Source organism: Pseudomonas putida (assembly GCF_005080685.1).
Classification (GTDB): domain Bacteria; phylum Pseudomonadota; class Gammaproteobacteria; order Pseudomonadales; family Pseudomonadaceae; genus Aquipseudomonas; species Aquipseudomonas putida_V.
Window position 1 is genome coordinate 2,876,999 of record NZ_CP039371.1, and the last position, 17,166, is coordinate 2,894,164.

Here is a 17,166-nt window from a genome sequence, read left to right on the forward strand (position 1 = left end):
GGAGCCGGCTAGCCGGCGATAGCGCCATCGGCAACACTGCCCATCCGCCCAATCAACTCGATTGCTCAGCCGCCGCGTCAGCGGTCTCGGCAGCTGGCTCTTCGTCCCCCGGCATCCCGGTAATCACGCTGAAGTCGCTGATCTCGACCGCGCCACCGCCATAGCCGAGCAGGTGGAAGGAAAACGCCTTGCGTACGCTAGGGTTGTCGAAGCCGAATTCCATTTCCAGCGGTTTGTCGACGGTAACCCGCATTTCCCCTGAAGGGCCCAAAGGCACGTCTTGTTCTCGCTCCTTGACCTTGAGTTGGATGAGTGCATCGTGACGCCGATCCAGTGAGCGCACTTTGATGCGAACTCGCGTGTGCGACCCTTCGGGCATTTCAAGGTATGTCGCGCCGATCAGGTTATCAGCCCAATCATCGTGGATCCTCTTTTGCAGCTTGATACGAGCCGGACCGCCGAACTGGTAGCGCAGGTTCAGTGGGGTCCGCAGCAAGGACTGGTCCAGTACTGCCGCGAGGTCACTGATCTGCTGGCCGGTACCGTCGTTGCCGGTACCGAGGTACCTGGCCCGATCGGCGATGAATCCTTCACTGGCGTAGGCACGGCAGCGTTGCTGGAAGTCGCATTCGGTGAACACGCCATGGCCGTTGTGGTAGCGCAGCATGTTGTTGGTGTACGAGATCATCTCGCGACCGCTATCGTAGTCGCGGTATAACGAGCGTCCGCCGAGGTCGGCGGGAATCGGCAGAGCGAAATAGTCGAGCAGGGATGTGGCCAGGTCTATATGTCCGTATGTGCCGCGCTTGATCCGTGGCAGTTCAGCCTGTTCTGGTGCCAGGGTGAGGTTGAAGCCCCAGGACGATGCGAGGCGTACGCCATCGATGCCGTGAGATTCATCGGAGGTCACCACTACCAAGGTATCCTTGAGCACACCTTGGCTCTCCAGGTCGTCGAGAAAGGCTCCTAGCGCATCGTCCAGGTAGGCCACCGCTGCGTCCTTGGCACTATCGTAACGTTGCAGGTACTGCTTGGGGGCGGAGTAGGGCTGATGGGTGCCCACGGTCAGCAAGGTCAGCATCCAGGGTTTGTCCTGCTTGCGAAGATCGCCGATGTAGCCCAGGGCACCTTCGAAAAAGGCGCGGTCATCTTTGCCCCACGGGAACTTCAGGTAGTTGGAGTTGCGGAACCATTCCTGCCCGTGTACCTGGTCGAAGCCGATATGCGGCATGATTCGGTCCTTGGCCATGAAGCGCAAGCCGGCGCCTTGCAGGTAGTGGGTGCTGAAGCCGGCGTCGCGCATCTGCGCGGGTAGGCAGGCTTGGTTGCGTAGGTTCTGGGTCAGCAGTTCCACACCTTTGGGCGTCCCGTTGGCGAGTTTGTCGTAGTCGCCGCAGAGCATGGCATACAGGCCGCGGATGGTTTGATGGGTATGCAGTACGTAGTCCGGGGTGTTCATGCCACGCTCGGCCCAGCGGCTGAGCCTGGGCATGAGATCGGCGTCGTAATGGCTGGGCAGAGCCTCGCGGTTGGGCCGCAAGTAGGCCCCGGGAATGCCCTCGACGGTGATGACCAAGAGATTGCGGGCCTGCCCCGGTGCGTGGAGTAATTTATGGCCGTTGAGGTCGGACTGGGTCAGGCCACTGCTGGGCAGCGGCGTTACTGGTGTATGCTGGCCCAACCAGCCCCAAGCCTGGTGTTGCACAGTGCTGACTCCTGCAGCGAGTGCCTGATGCGGCAGGTTGTACTGGCGCCATTGGTCGGCGTCGGAGGGGGCCAGGTGCTGGCCTGCCCAATGGGTTGCGAACAACACCAGCACCAAGCCCCAGGCCTTGCGGGGCAGGGCGATGCGGGGTTGCCCACAGCTGCACCAGACGCTTGTCAGCCAGGCGGCAAGACCCACGCCCAGCAGCCCCGGTAGCCAAGGATGGGCCAGGCCACTGCCAGTGGAGTTCTCCATGAATTGCGAGTCGGCTAGATAGCCCAGGTCGGCAGCGGCTGGTAACCTGGCAACGGCACTGACCAACTCCGCTGAAGCCACCCACAGGGCGCCCCAGACCAATAGCAGCGGTAATGCCAGCCACCACGCACGTCGATGCAGCAGCAACAGCAGCAGGCTGCCGATCGCCAGGTCCGACAGGTATCCGAACGGATCGGACCAGCCCAGCAGGGCGCGGGCGCCGAGTGGGATGACCAGTACCAGGATCGCCAGGCTGGCGAGGCGGGCACGGGGGTGGCCGAGCAGGTTGTTCACAAGCATTCCTTATTTGCCATTAAACCGTCACACAACTGTGCTTGATGATAACAGGCCAGGGCGAACAAGGCGGGCAGACCGACAGTGGGCGCGTTGCGCGCCCCGCCCAGTCAGAAGTAGTAGGGGAATTTCAGGCTGAAGGAGAAGTCCGGCGAGTCCTCGGTGAGGCCGATGGACAGGTTGGGGACGATGGTCAGGTTGTCGGTGGCGGCGAAGGTCATGCCGATGTTGAAGTTGGCCGCGTTGTAGTCGCTGTTGGGCACCGATTGCCAGTCGCCGCCGTCGGGCTTGATCTTGCTCTTGCGGGCGAACTGATCCGACACCGAGAACGACATGCTCATCTTCTCGTTCAGGGCAAAGGCGATACCGGCACCGATCTGCCAGGAGTCGCCGATCTTCACGTCGCCCGGCACCTTGGTGTTGACCGTGGGGCTGATGTCGCTGAACGAGTCCTGCATGTTGTAGGTGTAGGAAAGGCTGCCGAACAGCACCGCTGGGTCGAAGGTCTTGACCAGCGACAGGCCCGGGGTGATCGACCAGACACCGTTGCCGGTGGGCAGGTCTTCGGGGACCGAGAGGTTGTCGTTGGTCGGGTCGTTGACCAGCTTGATGCCATACGGGTCCTTGCCGGTCGGTGCTTTTACCCGCAGCGTGACCACTGCATCGGGCAGGCTTTCGGACTCGTCGAGGAACTTGTACGCAACGCCGACGTTGACGTCACCAATGGTCGGGTCGCGGGTGACCGTGGCATCGGACGTGACCGGGCCGGCGCCACCGGCACCGCCGGAGGAGTAGGTCGACTCGCGGTAGACCACCGGCACGTTGATGTCGAACTGCCATCGCTGGTCGAGGTTGTAGCGGGCGGTGAGGTCCAGGGTCCAGTTGTCGGCCTTGATGCGGTCGAGGTTGATGTTGCCGAGGAAGATCGAGTCCAGGGCCAGGAAGCCGTTGAGCACCAGGGCGCGGGTGTCGTAGTGAGTATAGGTGAGCCCGGTCTCGACGCTGAACTTGCCGCCACCGAAGAAGCCGCTGGCTTCGTCATACAGGTTGGACACGCTCTGCGCGGGTTCGGAGTCGTCCTTGAGCGACTGGCCGTATGAACTGCCGGTGGTACCCGGGGCGCCTGCCGCGACGGACTGCCCCCCTTGAACGGTTTGGGCGGGGGATTTGGTCAGGCGCCGGGGCGCCGGGGCAGGGGGCGCCTCTTCGACCTGGCGCAGGCGCTGTTCGAGCACCATCAATGCATTCTGTTGCGCTTCATAGCGTGCCTTGAGCGCCATGAGTTCCTGTTTAAGAGCTTCGACCTGCGGGTCGCTCGCTGCATACAGCAAGCTGGCCGGCGCCAGGGTCGTCAAACAAACGACAGCTTTTAACGTCAAAGATCGGTGCATGGTTAACCGTCCCTTCCGACTGCATTTGATGAGACGAAGCGTAGATCAGTATCCGAGAGTTCGAAGGCCTTTGAGCTGGTCCAGATTGCCGCTCACGGCACCGGCCGTCGACACGTTGTCGCGCAGCACGACATTGAGCGACGTGAAGTTCTTCACCTGGTTGCCGGCACCCAGCAATGTGGCGTTCTGCAGCAAGCCGCCCTGGGCGATCCGTTGCAGCGTGGCGCCCTGGTTATTGTTGGCGACGATGTTCATCTGTACGCCGCTGCTGGTGGAGGAAACGCTCATCGAGCCCGCGCCGTTGCTGGCGGACAATGTGGAGCCGGGTGTGAGGACCTGGCCTTTGGGCGTGGTCGAGGCCGAGCTGGTTGCCTGGTTGGCCTTGGTGACGTTGATGGCGACATCGTTGCTGGCAGCGTTGTTGTCACCGGCGGCGCGCACCACCTGCGTCACACCTGTGGTGGTGCCGAGACCGGCGCCGCCGGAAACGCTACCCGTGCCGGTGGCGACATTGCCGCTACCGGAAGACTGGCCGCTGGTGGGGGCTTTTTCATCGATCATCGACACGTAGAATTGCGGCTTGATGGTGTTCTGCTGGATCTGCATGGTCGAGCTGACGCCAATCACCTCGCCCTTGGCGTTCTGCCAGGTGCTGGACATGACCACGCCAAAACTGATGATGCGTCCGGGCATGACGAAGCGCCCGCGCAGGTTGGCCAGTTCCTGGTCCTTGAGCTCGATAGGCGCGAACGTCTGCGCCTGGGTTGGCAGGCTCGCCGCGAGGCAGGCCAGGGTCAGCCAGGTTGGAATCTTCATGGGATGCTCCCCGAGCTTCTTGCCCATTGTTATAAGAGTCGTTAGAAGAAGTCGCTTTGGATGAAGCCGAAGTCCATCAGCTCCGCGTCCTGTACCGGCGTGAAGTTGTTGATGCGGTTCTTGGCGGTCAGCGGCATGGGTGGGTCGAGCAAGGCGTTGCCCTTGTCGTAGCCCTGGCCGATCACGGCGAAGATGATGCCGTTCCAGCCCTTGAGGAAGTCGTCGACCTTGTAGCGCTTGTGGCCCAGGACCGGGTCGCCGATGTACACCCAGCCCTTGTCGACCTTCTGCATCACCACGAAGTGCTTGTAGCCGCGGATGTCCATCAGCACTACCACCGGGATGCGCACGCTGGTCAGGGTGTCCGCTGCTACCCGATAGCCGCGGGCACGCATGCCCAGGCTTTCTACGTAGCGCTTCATGTCCAGCATGGAAAAGCCCTGGACCTTGACCAGTTCGGGGTCGGCATGGGCGAGCATGCCTTCGATGATCTGATGTTCGTCGACGTCCAGCCAGTAGGCCTGGCGCAGGATCGTCGCCAGTGCGGCGGCGCCGCAACTGAAGTCGGTTTTCTGTTGTACCAGGTCGGCGAACTTGCGTTCGCGGATGCTCTGGATCGGCTTGTAGATGACTGCGCCACCGGGAAGCACGGAAAGCGGCATCTGCGCCGCTTCGCCAACACTTGCCACACACAGCAAACATGCCAAGGCCAAAATGCGCATGTCGAACGCCTCTCGTGGAAAAGGCCCCCGAAGGGGGCCTCTGCTACACAGTGGTTAGAACGAGACGTTGGAGATGGCCAGCGAGTTGCTCTGCTGGTTGCCCACGCCCGCTGCCACGTTGACACCGAGGTTGCCACTGCCGCCATTGACCGAACCGCTCAGGGTTGCGATGTTGGTTACAGGGTTGGCCCAGCCGGTTGGAGTCAGAACCTGGAACGACACGGTGTTGCTCAGGTCGTAGGAGCTGCTCTCGCTGTAGCTCTTCACGACGTCCTTGTGCGACTCGGAGTTGCCACCTTTCTCTTTCTCGAATTCCGAAGTGCCCGACTTGTTGAAGTTGGACTCGTAGGCTTTCTCGAAGGAAGAGTCGTACGTGTTGCCTTTCTCGCTGTTCTTGACGACATCAACGTTCGCGGTCAGCTCGCCACTGACGGTGTCGGTTGTGCTGCCATCGCGGCGGCCACCCTCCCAGCTATGAGTCTTGGAGGCCTCGAAATTGGCACCCACTTCCAGGCCAAAGGTGGAGTTGCTGGTGGCGGTGGATTCCTTGTGTTTGGTGACGGTCAGGTCCGAATCGGCATGGCCCGTGACGCCCCAGCTGCTGCTGCCACTGGCGAACTTGTTCCAGGACGAGGTCTTGTCGACGTGCAGTTCCGAATCCTTGTTACGCTCGCTGGAACCGGTATAACGAGTGGTGTAAGTCAGCGTATCCACCCGATAGGTACGGTCGGCGCGGTTGTTCACCTCCAGGCCTGGGCCGCTTTGACTGGCCGACGCGGTGGCTACCGCATTGCCGATGTCGGCACCGGCGTTGGCGATGGCCATGGTGTTTTTCTGCTGGTTCAGGTCGCCGCCAGCGATGTTGATGCCCATGTTGCCGCTACCGGTGTTACCCGAACCGCTCATCACTGCAGCGGCCTGGGAGCCGTAGTTGTTTACCTTGTTGTTGTTGCTGGTCTGAACGACCGAGGCGGTGGCAGTGGCAGTACCGAACACGAAGCTGTTGTCCAGGCTCGACTCGGCTGCAGCGTTGGCGATGGCGGCGGCGTTGTCCTGCTGGTTGCCAGAGCCTGCCGCCACGTTGACACCCACGTTGCCGCTGGTACCGGTGGCCGAGTTGCTCATCTCGGCACCGTTGAGGGTGCCTTCGTTGAGGATCTTGTTGTCCGAGCTGTCCTGGTCATCAATGGCATTGGCGGTCGCCGAGATGTAGATCACGGTCGGATCGTCGTTGCCGTTGTTGCCTCCGTTGTGACCGCCGTTATGGCCTCCATTGTGACCACCGTTGTGACCGCCGTTATGGCCACCGTTGTGGCCGTTATTGTTGTTGGCGGCTTGTACAGCAACAGCCATGACCGCAGCAATTGCGAAAACCAGAGGCTTGAGTGCCATCGAGGGTTTCATGGTGATTCTCCGTACGTTGTTTTAGGTTAAGTGTTGTCTTTACCTGTTTTGGGTCAGTCCGCGACCCGGACGCTGAGGGTATTGGCAGTTCGGTTTCCTACCCCGGCGCTCTGATTCACCTGGATGACCCCACGGCTACCGGTGAAGGCCCGGTCGCTGGTGGTGACCTGGCGATAGCCGGGTACGGATCCAGGTGATTCGGAGTTGTTGACCAGCGCCACGTTCTGCTGCAAGAGGACGCTGTCGTCGATACTTTGTGGCTGCGAGCCGATGCTGATGCGCAGCGCGTTGGCTTGCTGGGTGTTGGCCCCGGCGCTCTGGTTCACGCCCAGGGCGCCGCTGCCGTGGCTGAAGGCATCGCCATTGATCTGCGAGCGGGTATCGCGTGCAGGGTCGGCCACGGTGTTCAGGCTCTGGCGGATCTGGACGTTGGCGCTGGCGCCTGGGCCCACTGCAAAGGCGCGGGCGTTGGCCTGTTGCTGTTGGTCGCCGGCAGCCTGGTTGACTGCCATGTTGCCCTGGTAGCGGCTGGCTGAGCTGTCGATGACAGCGGTGTCCACCACGGGAGATTGGGCGAAGGCCGAGGTGCTGCAGCACACGGCCAGGATCAGCAGTGAGCGCCTCATGTCATTTGCCTCCCGTGAGGATGTTCAGGGCGCCCATGCCGCGCTGGACACTCGAGTTGACCATGTTGGAGATCCCATTGCCGCCACCGCCGGAGCGACCACCGGCCATGTTCGGTAGCTGCTGCGGGTTGCCCACCTGAGCGTTGATGTTGTTGGTCTGCTGGGTGACCAATGCGGAGATGCCGGCGCCACTGCTGATGCTGGCGAAATCGCCGTCGCTCAGTTCATTGGTCTGCTTGAGCACCTGTGCGGAAGGGTTGGCGTTGGCAGTGGTCGGGTAGGGGTCGGGGACCAGTGGCGGGCGCGTGGCGTTGCGCGGTTGCACATCGCGAGTGATGACAATGATGCCGTTTTCCGCCTGGGCCGGCAGGCTGAGGCTGGCGCCGATTGTGCAACCGATCAGTAGGAGGCTGTAGAAGCCTTTGTCGAAATTCCCCACGATGGCAATTCCTTCTTGTGTGCGCTGGTCCCGTTCAGCATTGCGATGGGCTAGAGCAGAAGGTGTGCCGGTTTTGCTTAGTTGAAGATATTCAACGGGTTAGTGATATTTCCTAGAGTGGGCGAGTAGTTCGTTGTATCAGGGGTGATACAAATTATTCGCCCAATCACCCTTCGGCCCAGCAATCACGTCGTTTGAGGGTGATTGGCCGAGGGTGTTTCACGAATTTTTCACTGCCCCCGAAACTGGTGCAAAGCCCGCAGATACGGGGGCTGGGTCCCCACTACGTGTTGCGCCGGGTTAACACTCGACAGGGCAATCGGGGCGTTTTCCCCCCAGTAACTGCTGCACCGCCGCCAATGCAGCGCTCTCGCGCGCTGGCCAATCACCCCCGATGATCTGCACAGGTTGCTGATGGCGCCGCAACCAGGCCAGGCTGTCGTCGAAGAACAGCTGGCGTTCACGCAGCTCCGGCTGGCTGCGTTGACCATCGGCGACCCAGCCCACGCCTTGCGGGCTAAGCACCAGGTGCAGGTCGTAATGACGAGCCAGCAGCGCCTGCTCCAGCCATGCCGGGCAGTCGTCGAACAGTGCCTGGCTCCAGAGCATGTTACTGAGCAGGTGGGTGTCGAGGATCAGCAGTTCTGGGGTCTGTTCGCGGGCGTGATCTTCCCAGGCCAGTTGCCCGCGTGCGATGACAGGAATATCGGCGTAGCAGGTATCGCGGCGCTCCTGCTCGATGAAGTGGCGCACGTACTCGGCCACCACCACGCCGCCAAAATGCGCCTGGATCACGCCGCTCAGCCAGCTCTTGCCGCTGGATTCCGGCCCGCACAGCACCAGTACCTTCATGCCTGCACCAACGCCGGATCGCGGCGCCATTCCAGCCAGCCGCGCACGGCAATGACCGTGAGTACGGCGAAGAATCCGGCGGTGAAATACATCTGCTGATGCAGGTACTGGCCGACATAGGCGATGTCCACCACCACCCACAGCGGCCAGCATTGCAGGCGCTTCTGCGCCATCCACAGTTGCGCCACCAGGCTGAAGCCGGTCAAGGTTGCGTCCAGCCAGGGCAGGGCGGCATCGGTCCAGGTGGCCATGCTCGCCCCCAGCGCCAGGCTCATCAGCACGCCTGCGGCGAGCCCGGCGAGCAACGTCGACCTACCCAGGCGCGATACCCGGCGGGCATCCTCGACCCGGTCCGGGCGTTTCCATTGCCACCAGCCGTACAGCGTCAGCACGGCATACGCCAGTTGCAGGAGCATGCCCGAATACAGCTTCACCTCGAAGAACAGCCAGCCATAGATCAACACCATGACCAGGCCGATTGGCCAGCACCAGGCGTTTTGTTTGACGGTGAGCCAGACGGCGGTCACGCCGAGGACGGCGGCGATGAGTTCGAGGCCGGACATCGGCGCTCCTCAGCACAGTGAAAGAGGGGCGCGATTGTAGCCCGGTAGCCAAGACAGGAACAGGTAATTGTTTATCAAACTGGAAATGCTGCGAGTGCGATCAGTACAGCGCTGCCTGGGCCGTTTCAATACTTGAAAAACTAGCATTTTTACCAGTTGTAATGAACGCTCAGTGCCATAGCCTCGGAGTGGTAAGTCGATCTATCAATTTGACACTTTGAGGTGATGCTATGAACGCATTGTCGGGCAAATTATTACCTGTGTTTTGTATTTTGCTAGTTACCTATAGTGGTGCAGTGGGTGCCGAAAGTTGTGAGGCAGTCGTACGTAAACTGGATACCTGGTACAACAGCACCCCCGATGGCTGTGGTTCCGACCCCGCGGTGGACTGCTCGGGCATCATGTTAAGAGCAACTCACCGGGCGCCCAAGGGAGAGTATGACGTGTGGAATCCAAGCCCACAGTCTGAAAAGTCCGGAGGGGTTTCTGTTTCCTGGATGCGGAGCGATAAAATTGGCTATGAAGACCCCGGTTTGAAAGCCAATAACGGCATTCTTTTTACGCCCCGGCAGTTTGTAGCCGCTCCACAGAAGAAACTTGATGTGTATTGTGCATTTCCGATTGACGCCTGGACCGATCACCGTGATCAGCGCGGTTGCGGTGACTATTCAGGTTCGAAGCGGGTTGAACAAAGTTGCCAGAGTCTGGGCATCGACGATTTGACGGGTTGGAAGGATCAGTACGCGGCGTTGGGGGGGAGCGCCAACCGGCAGGACCGGCATAGACGCCAATGCGCCTTTAGCATGACTGGCGGGATACCACGCACGGCGCGGCGAGATGCATTCAAACAGTTCATCGCTGCGCGTCAGTCCATCGCCGAGACGCGGGAAGGCCGGGAGGTCCAGACCGAACTTCGGGTCGTCGCTTGGAAGAAAAACGAAGATGTGCCGATTGCCGCTTTCTTCTACAGCAATCGTGAGGGTAAGGGCGATGCGATGAAGAATCAGTTCGACTACTACCAGCGTACGGGCCGGTGGGTTCCGGTCGTGAAAATGGACTTTCCCGCGAATGCCCAACGTAAAACGCGGTTTTCCTGTGACGCCACGGCTCAGCACCGCGATCTTCCTCGCCCATTCGATGAGTCCGTCCGTTCTTGCCCCTCCTATATTGAAAAAGCAGAGTGGGTCAAGCGTGACGATCCATATCTCGGTCGAGGTACCTGGAGTCTGTCCGTCACGCCTACAGCGTGCGGACGCAGGGTGAGCAAGAGCGAGACCGAGGCGATGTACGGTGAACTGGTGCGCAAGTATGCCAATGATCCGCGTTGGAGCGGCGCCAACTACGGCGGCGGGATGCGCCGCCAGTTGGTTTGTCATTTGGCGATGTTCGACAAGGGGCGCCCCGTGCGTGATAAAACCGTCTATAACCTTGAGCCGGTGCGTCGCGACGTAACGCACCAGCAATCGTTATCTGATGGTTGCAATCCCCACCCAGCGGTCCGTTATCCCTAGGCTCTGTATGAAAAGTCTTGAGACGAAGGTCAGGCAAGGCGAACACAGCCGAGGAAGCGGAGTTTACGGGTTGTAAATGAGCATTCCGAGGCTGTTTTCAACGCAGCATCACCGAGTATCAAGGCTTTTCGAACAGAGCCTAAGACGCTTTCGGCAGTATCTGAGCAGGGTCGGCTAGTCCATCCTGCTCATGTGGGATTGCAGCCCTGCGCCTTGGCTTGCTCGGCGCTAACGGCAGGGCGGTGAGGTTCGAGGTTCCAGGTGGCCTTGTTGCGGTAGTTGGCCTGTAGGCAGGCCAACTGCACGCGCATGCTGCCCTCGCCACCTTCCTGCCACTCCACGTCCTTGCCACGCAGTCGCAGCAGTTCGTCATATAGCGCCTCCTGGCTGGCAGCTCGCCCTTTTTCGCTCGGTACCACGCGCAAGCCCCAGATCAACTCGCCGCTGTCCTGATCGCGGAACTGCGACCATCTTGAAGAGGCGATCAGGCTGGAACTCTGTGCGACATAGGGATTACAACCCGCTTTGGCGGCTTCGCTGGCACCGACGTTGGGCCGGAACGGCTCAAGGTTCCAGACGTCCTTCTTCGGATAGTTGGCGACCAGGCATGCCAACTGCTCGCGCATGCTGCCCGTACTCGACTCGTGGTCACGCCATTGCGGGTCGTTGCCGTGGGCTTTCACCAATTCGTCGTATACCGCCTGCTGGTCGCTCAGCTGGGAGGCCTTGCCTGCCGCAGTAGGCACTACGCTCAAGGTCCACTCCTGGCGGCCGGTGCCTGGGTCTAGGCGCAATACCCACTGCGCAGACTTGATGTAGTTGGCGGCGGGTTTGCCTGGCGTGGAAGGCTCAGGCTCGCCGGGATGTCCTAGGGTAACTACCTGATCCTCGGGGGCATAGCTGAAGCGCTGACTGGCAGGTTTGGTGAAGTCCAGGCGCAGTACTGGCACGGCATATCCCTGGGCGTACAATTTGCGTTGGAAGTTGCGTGCAGGTTCAAGCCCTTTGACGGGCTTGGCCTTCTGTTTCGCCCCTCGAACGGTTGCTGCATACGTGCTATTGACGTCCCACACCACGGCGTCGATATAGGGCAAGCGAGCACTGCCATCCCCGCTGTCGCTGGCATTACGCAGCAACATTTCGTTCAGCGCCTCTTTCCTGGCGAAATTGTCGCGGGCCGGCACTTCCCTGCCCAGCAGGTTGCGCGCCACTGTCCTGGGGTTCTCGTGGGCATGAATCATGGCATTCCAATCACTGGGTTGTTCGACATTCCATGAGCACTGAGTCACCTGGATCCGATTCATGTCGGTGCGTGCATATCGATAGTTCCTGTGCCATTGGTCGGCATTATCGACACCCATGCTGTCGCAGCTACCGTAGGCCAGGTGCTGGTTGCGGTTGGCAGGCGTAGTGCCGGAATGCTTCTGGAAGTTGTCTGGTAGCGGCTTGTTATAGCGACCGCAGCCATACCATTTGCGCTCGGGGCCGGTGAAACCATCGAAGGTGTAAAGGCACACGAAACCTGTCTCCATAACCGGCAGGTTCAAGGCTCGGGCATCCATGGGGGTTCGCAGAATGAAACCGGCAGGACGGATCAATCGATTGGTGCTCAGGTCCTTGCGGATCCAACTGAACGATGTGGCCCCCGTCCGTTGTGCGTAGTCGCTGTAATCCCAGGGATTGAAAGGACCGTCGTCGACCATGCGCAGCGTTACGCCACTGCAGTAGTAATGTCCGCGCGGTGCTCCGGTATCAGGCTCGCGGCACTGGTTGTCGACGGTGTTGTAGTTGCGGTTGACGCGTTCTACCGTAGCGAGCGGGTCGAGTGCTGTGGTGAGAGGATCAGCCGTCACGATAGGGGGCACGATGACCAGCAAGGTGGCAGCGAGGTAACGAACGTCCATGATGAACCTCCTGGAGATGGAGGCTTCACCATGTTGCGGCCTGATAAGAGCGTCTACTGGCAGAAATGCCAGGTCGATGCCATCACCCACCGCGCATTCAAACGCGGAATTGTCTTAGCAATTGCTCCAGTTCCTCACTCAAGCGTGCCAGGGTGGCGCCGGCTTCGCTGGAGTGGCGGGCGGCATCGGCGGTCTGCTGCGACAGCCCGGCAGTGTCGAGCACGTTGCGGTTGATTTCCTCGACCACATGCGACTGCTGCAAGGTGGCGCTGGCGATCGAGGCGTTGAGCGCGGTCAGGTTGTGCAGGGCCTGGCTGATCGCATCCAGGCTGGAGCCCGCTTCGCGGGCCTGCTCGACGGTCTGCCGCGAGGCCTCGCTGCTGGTGTCGATGGCCCGCACTGCCGCATCGGACTGCCCTTGCAGGTGTTCGATCATGGTGTGGATTTCGGCCGTCGACTGAGCGGTACGTTGGGCCAGCAGGCGGACCTCATCGGCAACCACGGCAAAGCCTCGACCCTGTTCACCGGCCCGCGCCGCCTCGATGGCTGCGTTCAGGGCCAGCAGGTTGGTCTGTTCGGCGATGGAGCGGATGACCTCCAGCACGCCACCGATCCGCGTGCTGTGCCCGGCGAGGTCGCGAATGACCTGCACCGCCTGCTCGATGGTCGCCGAAAGGCGGTCGATCTGCTGCAAGCTGCCATGGATGGCCTGTTGACCCTGTACCACTTGCTGCTGCGCGGCGCGCATCTCGCCAGCGGCCTGTTCAGCAGTCTTGGCCACGTCCTGCACGGCATAGGTGACTTCGTTGACCGCAGTGGCCACCTGGTCCATCTGAAGCGACTGCTGGCTGCTGTGCGCTTGCGTGGCACCGGCGTTGTCCCCGACATCGCCAGCCGATTGGGCCAGGGCATGGGCGGTGCTCTGCAACTGCCCGACCACGCCCTGGAGCTTGCCGTTGAAACGGTTGAAATGCTCGCCGAGATGGCTGAGTTCGTCGCGGCCGTGGGTGTCCAGGCGCCGGCTCAGGTCGCTTTCGCCACTGGCGATGTTGCCCATGGCCTGCACCGCCTGCTGCAACGGCTGGGCGATGCTGCGGGCGATCATCATCACCACCAGCGCCATCAACAGGACGATGCCCAGCCCGAGCAGGAGGCTGTCGCGCAACTGACGATTGAATTCTGCCTGGACGTCATCGACGTAGACGCCCGAGCCGATGATCCAGCCCCAGGGCTTGAACAGCTGGATGTACGAAGTCTTGGGTACCGGGTCGGCGGCGCCCGGCTTGGGCCAACGGTAGTTCACCGGGCCTTCGCCCTGGCTGCGGGCGAGGGTGACCATCTCGTTGAACACGGCAAAGCCGTCGGGGTCGCGGATAGCCGAAAGGTCCTGGCCATCGAGCTTGGGGTTGGCCGGATGCATGATCATCCTGGGCCCCAGGTCGTTGATCCAGAAATAGTCGTCCTTGGCGTAGCGCAGCCCGCGCACGGCCTGCAGCGCCTGGGTCTGGGCCGCTTCCCGGCTGAGGCTGCCTGCGGCCTCCAACCCCTGGTAGTAGGCCAGTACGCCCGCGGCGGTCTGCACTACATGACGGGTCTTCTCGGCCTTGGCCTGGTAGAGGTCGCCATGGATCTGGCGCAGCATCAACAGGCCCAAGGCCACCAACATCGCAATTGCCACCAGCAGAATCAGCCACAAACGGCGGCTGATCGACATCGACCTCAATGCCTTCATCATCACTACTCCCTGATTGTTCTTTTTATTCAGGTACATCCAAACATGCCTGGGCGTCGCGCCAAACTCGACCAATGGCTAACTGCCATTATTGGGCGCTATTCTTTGGCGACACAAGCCTTGGCAGGGGCGCTCTGATAGGATCTCGGCCGCGTCAGATGAAACCTTTAGGTGGGGTGAACTTTTCTGCTGGCATTTGTCCCACCTGTCGCTGTAAAAACCGCTGGGCCATGCGTGGCAAACACAAGCAAAATCAAGAATTAGAGGGCTGCCCATGAAGGCAGCGCTCCAACGGGGGAATGGATGGATTTTTGGAGCGCCTTTCAGGCAATCATCTTGGGCGTGGTCGAAGGGCTGACGGAGTTCCTGCCCATCTCGAGCACCGGCCACCAGATCATCGTTGCCGACCTGATCGGGTTTGGTGGTGAACGGGCCATGGCCTTCAACATCATCATCCAGCTCGCGGCTATCCTGGCCGTGGTCTGGGAGTTTCGACGCAAGATCCTCGATGTGGTGTTCGGCCTGACCAGCCAGCCCACTGCTCGCCGTTTCACCGGCAACCTGCTGTTGGCGTTCATGCCGGCCGTGGTGCTCGGTGTGTTGTTCGCAGATCTGATCCACGAGTACCTGTTCAACCCGATCACCGTTGCCCTGGCATTGGTGGTGGGGGGCTTCATCATGCTCTGGGCCGAGCGTCGCGAGCACCGGATAGAGGTCGACCATGTCGATGACATGCGCTGGAGCCATGCCCTGAAGATCGGCTTCGTGCAGTGCGTGGCGATGATTCCAGGCACTTCGCGCTCAGGTTCGACCATCATCGGCGGCTTGCTGTTCGGCCTGTCGCGCAAGGCCGCTACCGAGTTCTCGTTCTTCCTGGCCATGCCGACCATGGTCGGTGCGGCGGTGTATTCGGGCTACAAGTACCGCGACCTGTTCCAACCCAGCGACCTTCCGGTCTTCGCCCTGGGCTTCGTCACCTCGTTCATCTTCGCCATGATCGCCGTGCGTGCCCTGCTCAAGTTCATCGCCAATCACAGCTATGCCGTGTTCGCCTGGTATCGCATCGTGTTTGGCCTGTTGATCCTCGCCACCTGGCAGTTCGGCTGGGTCGACTGGTCCACGGCGCACGGCTGAGCATGGCCCGCGAGCAAGCGCCACAGCGGCGCGCTAATGGACGCGAACAAGGCGTGCGCAACGTACGCCTGAAATTGCTGGCATTGGCCGCGTTGTGCCTGCTGCCCCTGTTCGGCGCGGCGCGCATGGGCTTGTCGGGGCAGGGCTGGGTGCCGCTGGCGCTGTATCCGTTGGTGAGCCTGGTGACGCTGTTGCTGTACTGGCAGGACAAGCAACAGGCGCGCAGCCAGGCCTGGCGTACGCCGGAAAAGGTCCTGCACGCCAGTGAACTGCTGGGCGGCTGGCCGGGTGCACTGGTGGCCCAGCAGCTGTTCAGGCACAAGACCCGCAAGCTCTCCTATCAGTTGGTGTTCTGGGGCATCGTCCTGGCGCACCAGGTGTTCTGGCTGGACTTCCTGTGGCTGGGCGGCCGCCTGCCGTGGCAGCGACTGTTCGGCGGCCTTGGCTGACTACAGCAGCAAACCGACCTGCAAACGCTTCGGCAGGCGCCGCACCACCAACTGGTGCGAGCGCTGCAGCAGGTCGGTCAGTTCGTCACGGCCCATAGGGTAGGGTGGCGCCATGCTGATCCAGCGGGCCCGCGCCAGGTACGGCGCAGGGCGTATGCCAGGGCGGTCGCAGTAGCCCAGGAACAACTCGTCCGCCACCTTGAACGACAATCCTGCTCCCGCCAGGTCCAGCACCGCGAACATCTTGTTGCCGGCCACCGAGAACACCCGAATGCCGCCCCATTTGTAGTCTTCCCGAGCGCCGGGCAGGCTCAGGCAGAACGCCGCCACCTGCTGCTCGTTCATCTTGCTTTCAGACATAGCGCTCTCCACAGGCCTCGAACGAGACCGCCAGGTGGTCGATCCATGCCCGCACCGCGGGTAGCAGGCCGCGCCGGTGCGGATACACCGCTTGCAGGTAACCACCCGGCAGCGACCATTCCGGCAGCAGGCGGACCAGTTCGCCGCGTTCGAGCTCCTCTTCGCAGAACATGCTCGGCAGGGCCGTGAAGCCGAGGCCGGCGCGCACGGCGGCGTTGCGCACCACGAAGTCGTCGATGGCCAGGCGCGGTTCCAGGGCGATCTCCTGCTGGCGGCCCTGGGGGCCGAGCAGGCGCAGGTGCACCAGGCGATCGGCCTCGGCAGCGCCCAGTACCGGCAGCGAGGCCAGTTCGGCGGGGTCGCGGATATGATCGGCAAAGCCCGGTGCCGCCACCAGTTGCATCTGCGCCTGGCGCAGCCGGCGGGTGACCAGGGTCGGGTCCTCGTCGCCGAGGTCGCGCACCCGCAAGGCCACGTCGATACCTTCGGAGATCAGGTCGACGCGGCGGTTGAGCAGGACCATGTCGAGCTGCACCAGTGGGTACTGCTCGAGGAAGCGGCTGATCACCGCCGGCAGGAAGGCGTGCGCCAGCGCCACCGGGCATGACACCCGCAAGCGCCCGCGCGGCTCGCTGCTCATGCTCGCCACCACTTCGTCGGCAGCCTCGGCTTCCATGAGCATGGCCTGGCAATGGTGCAGATAGCGCTCGCCCACTGCAGTGAGCTTGAGCTGGCGCGTGGTGCGCTGCAGCAGCCGGGTGCCCAGGCGCTCTTCGAGCTCGGCGATACGCCGGGACAGACGCGACTTGGGGATGCCAAGCTGGCGTCCGGCTGCGGCGAAGCCACCGGCCTCGACTACGCGGGCGAAATAGAAAAGATCGTTGAGGTCTTGCACACTTTTTATCCACTGTCCTACGTATGGGACAAACTAACGCATTTTTGCCGTCTTATCAGCTATTAGCGGGTTCGGTAGGATTCTCCCCATCGTGATCGCCCACCGCCGCGGTCT

Annotated in this window: 16 protein-coding genes and 1 pseudogene; 3 read left to right on the top strand and 14 right to left on the bottom strand. The window is 61.6% G+C overall.

What is annotated here, in order from left to right; all coding sequences use genetic code 11:
• Positions 1–52 precede the first annotated feature (52 nt).
• The 9 genes from E6B08_RS13230 to pnuC form a co-directional block, all read right to left on the bottom strand.
• Positions 53–2,254, bottom strand: coding sequence for an LTA synthase family protein (locus E6B08_RS13230; protein WP_136914421.1), 2,202 nt, complete (start codon positions 2,252–2,254; stop codon positions 53–55).
• A gap of 110 nt (positions 2,255–2,364) precedes the next feature.
• On the bottom strand, positions 2,365–3,645 hold the full coding sequence (locus E6B08_RS13235; RefSeq protein ID WP_136914422.1) for a transporter: 1,281 nt from the start codon (positions 3,643–3,645) through the stop codon (positions 2,365–2,367).
• Between the two features lie 45 nt (positions 3,646–3,690).
• Positions 3,691–4,461, bottom strand: a complete 771-nt coding sequence (locus E6B08_RS13240) for a hypothetical protein (protein ID WP_136914423.1) — start codon at positions 4,459–4,461, stop codon at positions 3,691–3,693.
• Between the two features lie 41 nt (positions 4,462–4,502).
• Entirely contained in the window at positions 4,503–5,183 is a 681-nt protein-coding gene (locus tag E6B08_RS13245; protein WP_136914424.1) for a C39 family peptidase, read from the bottom strand.
• Between the two features lie 54 nt (positions 5,184–5,237).
• Entirely contained in the window at positions 5,238–6,587 is a 1,350-nt protein-coding gene (locus E6B08_RS13250) for a heme utilization protein (protein WP_136914425.1), read from the bottom strand.
• Between the two features lie 53 nt (positions 6,588–6,640).
• Positions 6,641–7,213 carry an adhesin gene (locus E6B08_RS13255; protein WP_136914426.1) on the bottom strand — a complete coding sequence of 191 codons (573 nt, stop codon included), beginning with the start codon at positions 7,211–7,213 and terminating at the stop codon, positions 6,641–6,643.
• A 1-nt stretch (position 7,214) separates the two neighbouring features.
• Positions 7,215–7,652: a hypothetical protein gene (locus tag E6B08_RS13260; protein ID WP_136914427.1), complete on the bottom strand. Its 438-nt coding sequence runs from the start codon at positions 7,650–7,652 to the stop codon at positions 7,215–7,217.
• 300 nt (positions 7,653–7,952) lie between these two features.
• Positions 7,953–8,504 carry an AAA family ATPase gene (locus tag E6B08_RS13265; RefSeq protein ID WP_136914428.1) on the bottom strand — a complete coding sequence of 184 codons (552 nt, stop codon included), beginning with the start codon at positions 8,502–8,504 and terminating at the stop codon, positions 7,953–7,955.
• Entirely contained in the window at positions 8,501–9,067 is a 567-nt protein-coding gene (pnuC, locus tag E6B08_RS13270; RefSeq protein ID WP_136914429.1) for a nicotinamide riboside transporter PnuC, read from the bottom strand. The genes E6B08_RS13265 and pnuC overlap by 4 nt, the downstream gene beginning before the upstream one ends.
• Positions 9,068–9,297: 230 nt before the next feature.
• Between pnuC and E6B08_RS13275 the strand changes: the two genes are divergently transcribed.
• A complete protein-coding gene (locus tag E6B08_RS13275; RefSeq protein WP_136914430.1) occupies positions 9,298–10,578 on the top strand; it encodes a DUF2599 domain-containing protein in 1,281 nt (426 codons plus the stop codon).
• A gap of 188 nt (positions 10,579–10,766) precedes the next feature.
• Here the strand turns inward: E6B08_RS13275 and E6B08_RS13280 are convergent, their stop codons facing one another.
• The 3 genes and pseudogenes from E6B08_RS13280 to E6B08_RS31520 form a co-directional block, all read right to left on the bottom strand.
• Positions 10,767–12,482, bottom strand: coding sequence for a DUF2599 domain-containing protein (locus tag E6B08_RS13280; RefSeq protein ID WP_136914431.1), 1,716 nt, complete (start codon positions 12,480–12,482; stop codon positions 10,767–10,769).
• Positions 12,483–12,579: 97 nt separating this feature from the next.
• Complete coding sequence (locus E6B08_RS31515) at positions 12,580–13,314, bottom strand: methyl-accepting chemotaxis protein (protein WP_416194400.1); 735 nt, start codon at positions 13,312–13,314, stop codon at positions 12,580–12,582.
• A gap of 138 nt (positions 13,315–13,452) precedes the next feature.
• Positions 13,453–14,253: pseudogene (locus tag E6B08_RS31520) on the bottom strand (cache domain-containing protein); the annotation flags it as partial.
• 264 nt (positions 14,254–14,517) lie between these two features.
• Between E6B08_RS31520 and E6B08_RS13290 the strand changes: the two are divergent.
• Both E6B08_RS13290 and E6B08_RS13295 read left to right on the top strand, forming a co-directional pair.
• Positions 14,518–15,348 (top strand): undecaprenyl-diphosphate phosphatase, encoded by an 831-nt coding sequence (locus E6B08_RS13290; RefSeq protein WP_136914432.1) that lies wholly within the window; start codon positions 14,518–14,520, stop codon positions 15,346–15,348.
• 2 nt (positions 15,349–15,350) lie between these two features.
• Entirely contained in the window at positions 15,351–15,797 is a 447-nt protein-coding gene (locus tag E6B08_RS13295; protein ID WP_136914433.1) for a DUF1294 domain-containing protein, read from the top strand.
• Here E6B08_RS13295 and E6B08_RS13300 read toward each other — a convergent pair whose 3' ends face one another.
• The gene (locus tag E6B08_RS13300) at positions 15,798–16,157 is read right to left on the bottom strand and encodes an MmcQ/YjbR family DNA-binding protein (protein WP_136914434.1); all 360 of its coding nucleotides are present in this window, start codon (positions 16,155–16,157) and stop codon (positions 15,798–15,800) included.
• Positions 16,150–17,052 (bottom strand): LysR substrate-binding domain-containing protein, encoded by a 903-nt coding sequence (locus E6B08_RS13305; protein WP_136914435.1) that lies wholly within the window; start codon positions 17,050–17,052, stop codon positions 16,150–16,152. The genes E6B08_RS13300 and E6B08_RS13305 overlap by 8 nt, the downstream gene beginning before the upstream one ends.
• Positions 17,053–17,166: the final 114 nt, after the last annotated feature.

Excerpts from the sequence above, each read along its gene's own strand:
- E6B08_RS13235 (WP_136914422.1), bottom strand. The coding sequence starts at position 3,645 with ATGCACCGATCTTTGACGTTAAAAGCTGTCGTTTGTTTGACGACCCTG.
- E6B08_RS13240 (WP_136914423.1), bottom strand. The coding sequence starts at position 4,461 with ATGAAGATTCCAACCTGGCTGACCCTGGCCTGCCTCGCGGCGAGCCTG.
- E6B08_RS13245 (WP_136914424.1), bottom strand. The coding sequence starts at position 5,183 with ATGCGCATTTTGGCCTTGGCATGTTTGCTGTGTGTGGCAAGTGTTGGC.
- E6B08_RS13250 (WP_136914425.1), bottom strand. The coding sequence starts at position 6,587 with ATGAAACCCTCGATGGCACTCAAGCCTCTGGTTTTCGCAATTGCTGCG.
- E6B08_RS13255 (WP_136914426.1), bottom strand. The coding sequence starts at position 7,213 with ATGAGGCGCTCACTGCTGATCCTGGCCGTGTGCTGCAGCACCTCGGCC.
- E6B08_RS13265 (WP_136914428.1), bottom strand. The coding sequence starts at position 8,504 with ATGAAGGTACTGGTGCTGTGCGGGCCGGAATCCAGCGGCAAGAGCTGG.
- pnuC (WP_136914429.1), bottom strand. The coding sequence starts at position 9,067 with ATGTCCGGCCTCGAACTCATCGCCGCCGTCCTCGGCGTGACCGCCGTC.
- E6B08_RS13275 (WP_136914430.1), top strand. The coding sequence starts at position 9,298 with ATGAACGCATTGTCGGGCAAATTATTACCTGTGTTTTGTATTTTGCTA.
- E6B08_RS13280 (WP_136914431.1), bottom strand. The coding sequence starts at position 12,482 with ATGGACGTTCGTTACCTCGCTGCCACCTTGCTGGTCATCGTGCCCCCT.
- E6B08_RS31515 (WP_416194400.1), bottom strand. The coding sequence starts at position 13,314 with ATGGACCAGGTGGCCACTGCGGTCAACGAAGTCACCTATGCCGTGCAG.
- E6B08_RS13290 (WP_136914432.1), top strand. The coding sequence starts at position 14,518 with ATGGATTTTTGGAGCGCCTTTCAGGCAATCATCTTGGGCGTGGTCGAA.
- E6B08_RS13295 (WP_136914433.1), top strand. The coding sequence starts at position 15,351 with ATGGCCCGCGAGCAAGCGCCACAGCGGCGCGCTAATGGACGCGAACAA.
- E6B08_RS13300 (WP_136914434.1), bottom strand. The coding sequence starts at position 16,157 with ATGTCTGAAAGCAAGATGAACGAGCAGCAGGTGGCGGCGTTCTGCCTG.